This window comes from Streptomyces sp. NPDC006544, from assembly GCF_040611715.1.
In the GTDB taxonomy this organism is placed as follows: Bacteria; Actinomycetota; Actinomycetes; order Streptomycetales; family Streptomycetaceae; genus Streptomyces.
In genome coordinates this window covers 22,776-29,360 of the sequence record NZ_JBEXOV010000090.1, presented here as the reverse complement: position 1 = coordinate 29,360, position 6,585 = coordinate 22,776, and the positions used below count along the sequence as shown (strand labels likewise).

General features: G+C 77.0%; 2 protein-coding genes and 1 pseudogene. 2 read left to right on the top strand and 1 reads right to left on the bottom strand.

Annotated features, from left to right (window positions below):
- Together ABZY44_RS30235 and ABZY44_RS30230 are read left to right on the top strand one after the other, a co-directional pair.
- A pseudogene (locus tag ABZY44_RS30235) lies at window positions 1-2,669 on the top strand (hypothetical protein); the annotation flags it as partial.
- Window positions 2,670-2,726: 57 nt separating this feature from the next.
- A complete protein-coding gene (locus ABZY44_RS30230; protein ID WP_356659343.1) occupies window positions 2,727-3,704 on the top strand; it encodes a bifunctional riboflavin kinase/FAD synthetase in 978 nt (325 codons plus the stop codon).
- Between the two features lie 97 nt (window positions 3,705-3,801).
- Here ABZY44_RS30230 and ABZY44_RS30225 read toward each other — a convergent pair whose 3' ends face one another.
- Window positions 3,802-6,507 carry an SCO5717 family growth-regulating ATPase gene (locus tag ABZY44_RS30225; RefSeq protein WP_356659341.1) on the bottom strand — a complete coding sequence of 902 codons (2,706 nt, stop codon included), beginning with the start codon at window positions 6,505-6,507 and terminating at the stop codon, window positions 3,802-3,804.
- Window positions 6,508-6,585: the final 78 nt, after the last annotated feature.

Here is a 6,585-nt window from a genome sequence, read left to right as displayed (position 1 = left end):
GCACACCCCCGCCGGGCGGGGGGTGGATTCACATCGCTTTCCGTGCTCTGCCCGGCCCCTGCGAGGACGGTCACTCCCGTACTCGGCTCCCGCTGCACCTCCCGGCCCGGCCGGCCCGCGGGCTGCCCCCGGCGCTCCCGATCGGCGACTTCACCCCGGAGGAGGCCGCGCCGGCCCGGACCCGGCTGGGCATCCCGGCCGACGCGGTCGCGGGGGCCGACGCCCGGCACCCCCTCACGCTGCGGCTGCTGGCGGACGTCCGCGCGGCCGGGGTCACCTCCGGCCGCCCCTCCCGCGCCGAGGTCTTCGCCGCCCACCTGGACCTCCTGTGCCTGCGGATCGCCGTCCGCGTCTCGGCCGCCTCCCTCCGGGACGGCCGCGCCGCGCCCGCGCGGCCGCGCGGGCCGGGGGACGGGGGAGCCCCGGCCCCCGACCGGAGGGCTGCCGCCCGGGGCGGGACGGGCTTGGGGTCGGGGACAAGGACGGCGTCCGGGACGTGCACCGCGAGTCGGACCGGCACCGCGCCCTGGACCGCGACCGGCATCCGACCGGCTCCGGAGGAGGAGCACGCCGGGGTGCACGGGCCGGGGGTGGGGCGGCTGGCCGCGCGCGTGGCCGGGCGGGTCCACGAGGCCGCGCGGCTCTGTCTCGGCCCGGGACAGGGCCGACTGGGGCGCGCGGCCTTCGAGGAGCTGTTCCCGTGGCGCCCCGGCTGGGCCTCCGCCGTGCTGACCGAAGGCCTGCTGGTCCCGGCCGGAGACGGCTACCGCTTCGCGCACGAGGAGCTCTCCGACTGGCTGCAGGCCGCCCACCTGGATCTCCCCGCCGCCCTGGACACCCTGGGCCGGGGGGCCGTCCCCCGCCACCGCATCGGTCCCGTCCTGGAAGCGCTGCTCCGCCTCCCGCCGGACGCGGCCGCGGTCCCGCTGTCGCGGCTCGTGGCGGTACTGGACGGCGAGGCAGTGGGCAGCACTGAGGAAGATGCCGAGGCCCACGCCCACGCCCAGCTCCACGCCGCCCCCGGCCCGTATCCCGGCCCGGACTCGGGCCCCGTCCCGTATCCCGGCCCTGACTGGGACGCCGTCCCGTATCCCGGCTCGGGCTCGGGCGCCGCCCCTTACCCCGGCCCATACCTCGGCCCGGACTGGGAAGCCGTCCCCGCCCCCGGCCGGGCCCCCGCCCCCGACCCGGCCGTCGCCGCCGGTCCGGAGGCCCGCTGGTGGGCCGCCCGGCTGCTCCGCGAGACCCTGTTGCACGCCTCCGACGCCACCCCGTACCTCCCCGTCCTGCACTCCCTCGCCGATTACCTGGTCCGCGCGGCCACCCCTCCGGCCGAGGAGTTCGGGGCCTGGTTCTGGAACCGGCTGAGGCTGGCCGAAGGGGACCGGTTCGCGCTGCTGCGCAGGCTGGTGGCCCGGGACCACCGGTACCTCCACGCCGCGGCCCGGCGGCTCGTCCGCGCGCCACGGCTCGTACAGCCGCTGCTCTGCGGCTGGTTCGCCGACGAGCGGCGGCTGCTCGGCCGTCCCGGGGCCACCGTCGCCACCGCCGCCCAGGCCCTGCTGCACACCCACCGCGCGGTCGCCGTAGACCACCTCGCCGAGACGCTCGTCGCCGCCGCGCACCCCCACGCCGACGCGCTGCTCGCCGTCCTCGCCGAGGACGAACCCTCCGCGCTCTGCCGGGCCGTGGACCGGTGGGCGCACGACGAGCGGCCCGGCCGACGGGCCGCGGCCGCCGCGTACGCGACGCTGACCGCACCGCACGTGCGGACCCCCGCCGACCGCGAACTGCTGCGCCACGCCGCGCAGGCGCTGCTCGCCCGGCCCGCGGACACCGCCGTGCACGGCAGCGCCCTGGCGGTCCTGCTCCGCGACCCCCAGGTGCGGGCCCGTTACCTGCCGCAGGCCCTCGCCCGCTTCCGCGACCCCGATCGCGGGACGCGGCTGCCCGCCTCCGCGCTGGTCGCGGCGCTGCCCGTGCTCCCCGACCCGGACGCCGTGTTCGGCGCCCTGCGGGACCGGGCCGACGGGGAGGTGGTGCGCGCCCTGGCCGCGCTGACCACACCGGCCCTGGCGCGGCGCGCCGCAGACCTCGTACGGGAGCACCTCGCGCGGCACCCCGAGGACGCGGCGCACGCCGCCGAGTTCGTGGACCGGCGCCTCGAGCAGGGCCTGGCGGCGGCCCCGGTGCTCCGCCCGCTCGTACTGGACCTGCTGCGCTCCGGGACGCCCGGGGTGCGGGCCGCGCTGGCCGCCGTACTGGCCGGTCCGGGCACGGAGGCCTCGTCCGCGCTCCGGAGCGAGCTGGCCGACGTACTGCTCCTCGAAGAGCCGGACCCCGTCGTGCTCGACGCGTTCCTCGGGGCACTGGCCACGGGGGCCGCCGCCCGCCCGCACCAGCGGACGCGGGAGCTGCTGCGCCGCACCGGCCGCAGGCTGCTGCGGGCGCCGGGCGGCCCGGCGGTGTTCGAGCTGCGCACGGTGGAGCTCGCGCGGGCCGAACCGGCCTTCGGCGCCCTGGTGGCCCGCTGGCTGGCCGAGGCGCCGGCCGAGGCGGCGGCGCTGCTGGGGCCGGACGCGCGCCGGACCGTGGAGACCCTCGGCCACGGCGGTGCGCGGCCCGCAGACGCCGATGGTGGGCGCCGGCCACCGGCATGGCAGTCTTAGACCTGCAATCGGCAAACCAGTACAGGGCCTATACGGTTCGGGCGAGGAGCGGTCACAGTGCAGCGCTGGCGTGGCTTGGAGGACATCCCCCAGGACTGGGGACGCAGCGTCGTCACCATCGGCTCCTACGACGGCGTGCACCGGGGACATCAGCTGATCATCGGACGCGCCGTGGCCATGGCGCGCGCGCTCGGCCTCCCGTCGGTCGTCGTGACCTTCAGTCCGCACCCGAGCGAGGTCGTCCGCCCCGGCAGCCACCCGCCGATCTTGGCCCCCTACGACCGGCGCGCCGAGCTGATGGCCGGGCTGGGCGTGGACGCGCTGCTAATCCTGCCGTTCACCGCGGAGTTCTCGCAGCTGTCCCCGGCCGACTTCATCGTGAAGGTCCTCGTCGACAAGCTGCAGGCGCAAGCGGTCATCGAGGGCCCGAACTTCCGCTTCGGCCACAGGGCCGCCGGAAACGTCGACTTCCTGCGCGAGCTGGGCGCGACCTACGACTACGAGACCGAGGTCGTCGACCTGGTGGAGCGCGGAGAGGCGGGCGGCGGCGTGCCGTTCTCCTCCACGCTCGCGCGGCGGCTCGTCGCCGAGGGCGACATGGAGGGCGCGGCAGAGATCCTCGGACGGCCGCACCGGGTCGAGGGCGTCGTGGTGCGCGGCGCGCAGCGCGGGCGCGAGCTCGGCTACCCGACGGCGAACGTCGAGACGCAGCCGCACACCGCGATCCCGGCGGACGGCGTGTACGCGGGCTGGCTGACGGCGGACGGCGAGCGGATGCCGGCGGCGATCTCGGTGGGGACGAACCTTCAGTTCGACGCCACCGAGCGCACCGTGGAGGCGTACGCCATCGACCGGGTCGGGCTGGACCTGTACGGCATGCACGTGACCGTCGACTTCCTCGCGTACGTGCGGGGGATGGCGAAGTTCGAGTCGCTGGACGGGCTGCTCGAGGCGATCGCGGACGACGTGAAGCGGGCGCGGGTGCTGACGGATGCGTACGACGCCGACGCCGACGCGGACGCGGACGCCGGGTAGGTGCCGCGACCGCGGCGAGCACGGTGAACGGGCGAGGGCCCGTACCGGTCCGGAGTCACTCCGGTCGGTACGGGCCCTCGCGCGTGAGCCGTCCCCGTCAGCCGAGGCGCGGGTCGCGCGGCGGCTGGCCGGGCTGCGGGGGCTGCTGCGGGTGGGGCTGGGACGGCGGCTGCTGCTGCGGCGGCTGGGGCGGCTGCGGCTGCTGCGGCTGCTGCCAGGGCTGGCCGGGCACCGGGTAGGGCTGCTGCGGGTACGGCTGCTGCGGGTACGGCTGTTGGGCCTGGGCCTGGGCCGGGGGGGCCGGGGCCTGCGGGGGCGCGTTGTAGGCCTGGCCCGGCTGCGCCTGCGGCTGGCCCCAGTGCCCCTGGGGCGCCTGCTGCTGGGCACGGACGAAGTCCTCGGCGACCAGCGCGGAGAGGTTGAAGTACGCCTCGCGCGTCTTGGGCTTCATGAGGTCGAGGTCGACCTCGGCGCCGGCCGCGAGGTGGTCGTCGAACGGGATCACGACGACGCCGCGGCAGCGGGTCTCGAAGTGCCGCACGATGTCCTCGACCTTGATGATCTTGGCGGTCTCGCGGACCCCGGAGATCACGGTGAGGGAGCGAGAGACGAGGTCGGCGTAGCCGTGCGCGGAGAGCCAGTCGAGGGTGGTGCTGGCGCTGCTGGCGCCGTCCACCGACGGCGTCGAGATGATGATCAGCTGGTCGGCCAGGTCGAGGACGCCGCGCATCGCGGAGTAGAGCAGGCCGGTGCCCGAGTCGGTGAGGATGATCGGGTACTGGCGGCCCAGCGTCTCTATGACGCGGCGGTAGTCCTCGTCGTTGAAGGTCGTCGAAACGGCCGGGTCGACGTCGTTGGCGATGATCTCCAGGCCGGAGGGGGCCTGGGAGGTGAACCGCCGGATGTCCATGTACGAGTGGAGGTACGGGATCGCCTGGACCAGGTCCCGGATCGTGGCCCCGGTCTCCCGGCGCACGCGGCGGCCGAGGGTTCCGGCGTCGGGGTTCGCGTCGATGGCGAGGATCTTGTCCTGGCGCTCGGTGGCGAGGGTGGCACCGAGGGCGGTGGTCGTCGTGGTCTTGCCGACGCCGCCCTTGAGGCTGATGACGGCGATGCGGTAGCAGGACATGACCGGGGTCCGGATCAGCTCCACCTTCCGGCGCCGCTCCGCCTCGGCCGCCTTTCCGCCGAAACGGAACAGGCCGCCGCCGGGCGCGCCGTTGCCGCTCTTGGCCTTCTGCTTGCCGCGCACCAGGCGGTCCGAGGACAGCTCGACGGCGGCGGTGTAGCCGAGCGGGGCGCCGCCGGCGGGCTGGGGGGCGCCGTAGTAGGCGTCCTGGCCCGGCTGGGGTCCCTGGGGCCCCTGCGGTCCCTGTGCCCACTGGCCGCCACCGGCGTCGGGGTACGGGGCCTGCGGCGGCTGCGGCTGGGCGTACTGCTGCGCGGAAGGCTCCGGCGGCTGAGGCTGCGGCTGGGCCTGGGCGTACGGCTGCGCCGGACCGGCGGGCGGGAATCCGTACGGGGACTGCGGGGCCTGGGGGGCCTGCGCCTGCTGGGCGTACGGCTGGGCCGGGGCGACCGGCGCGAACCCGTGCTCGGCCTGCGGGGCCTGCGGCTGCTGGGCGTACGGCTGCGCGGGCGGCGGGAACCCGTACCCCGCGGGCTGCGGCTGCGGCGCTGCGGCTGCGGGCGGGAACCCGTATCCGGCCTGGGGTGCGCCGGAGGCGGGGAACTCGTGCGGCTGTGGCTGTGGCTGTGGCTGTGACTGCGGCGCGGCGGCCGCGGGCGGGAACCCGTATCCGGCCTGCGGAGCACCCGAGGCGGGGAACTCGGGCGGCAGCGGCGGCAGTTCCGAGGCGGCGGGCACCGCGTCCGCGGGCTCCGCGGCCGTCGTGCCGGGCACGTCCTGAACCGGGGCCGTCCCCTCGAACGGGTTCTCCGCGAGGGAGGCCGGAACGGCCGTTCCCTGGGCGGGAGTCGGCGTACGCGCGGGATCGGGCGCGGGCGGGGCGTCGGCCACGGCGGCGCCGGGGAACGGCGCCGCCGCGCGCTCGGGCGCGGGTACGGCGTCGGCGACGACGGCCGTGCCTGCCTCCGGCCGCGGACCGGCGGGGGCCGCGCCGGACGGCGCCGCGGACTCGGGCGCCCTGTCGGGGGTGCCCGCCTTCGCGTAAGGATCGGCCAGAACGGCGGCGGGATCCGGGTTCGGGGACTCCGGGGCCGCCGGAGCGGGAGTCGCACCTGTACCCGCACCCGGAAGCGGCGGCGCGGCCGCCACCGGTACGGAGTCGGCAGGCACGTCCGCAGGAGCAGGAGCAGGAGCAACCGCAGGCGCGTCCGCGGGTGCCGGGACGTGCGAGGAGGCCGCGTCGGCCGGAGCCGGAGCCGGGTACGCCGGTACGGCGCCCTGGGGCACGCCGGGATGCGACACCGGGAGCGGCGCGGGAGCCCCCGCGTTGATCGGGGTCGGGGTCGGGGCCGGCGTCGGCGCCGGCGCCGTCGGCTCGGCCGGGACCGCGGGGACCGCCGGGGCGACCGGGGCGTCCGACGGGGTGCGGGGGGCCGGCGGGGCGATCCGCATCGTCGGGGGTGTGGTCAGCTCGGACGGCCGGTGCGGCTCGAAGCCGCTGCCCTCGGGCAGGCCGGGGACCGGCGAGGCGGCCGGCGCCGCGCCCTGGGTGTACCAGGCCGGCGGGGTGTAGTCGATGGTGAACTCGCCCGTCAGCTCGGGCTCCGCGTCGGACTGATCGTCCGTCGGGACGTCCCACGTCCCGCCGCGCCTCTCGTTCCGATCGCCGCTCACTGGTCCTCCTGATCTGTCGAACACTGCTCCGGCAGCTACCGAGACGCCACGCCGACGCTCAGCCTAATGGCGCCCCGT